Raw genomic sequence first — 353 nt, 5'->3', positions numbered from 1 at the left:
CTGTCAGCTGTTGGCTGCTCAGGAACCGTGAGCTGGAGCAACGGAGCAACGGGCAGTAGCATTACCGTGACCCCAATGCTGGCCAGCCAGACTTACTCGGCTACCTGTACGACGGGGCCAGGCTGTTTCACCTCGGCCAGCCTTGTCATCACTACCGAAGAGCCGGCCAACCTGATCGTAACCTCGGCTACCATTTGCTACGGCAGTTCGGCTACACTCTCTGCCGCGGGTTGTGCCGGTACCATCACCTGGAACACAGGCACCACAGGTACGTCCCTGACAACACCTGTGCTGACCAACACCACCAGTTACACCGCCACCTGCACCACCGCTACCTCGACGACCTTCGCCGT

At 60.3% G+C, this 353-nt stretch carries 1 pseudogene; it reads left to right on the top strand.

Annotated elements, in window-relative coordinates:
- Nucleotides 1–353, top strand: a pseudogene (locus F7231_RS27115) (hypothetical protein); the annotation flags it as partial.

The sequence above is a fragment of the Fibrivirga algicola genome (genome assembly GCF_011742925.1).
Lineage (GTDB): Bacteria > Bacteroidota > Bacteroidia > Cytophagales > Spirosomataceae > Fibrella > Fibrella algicola.
Note: the sequence above shows the minus strand (reverse complement) of the source record. Positions and strands in the feature narration are given on the sequence as shown.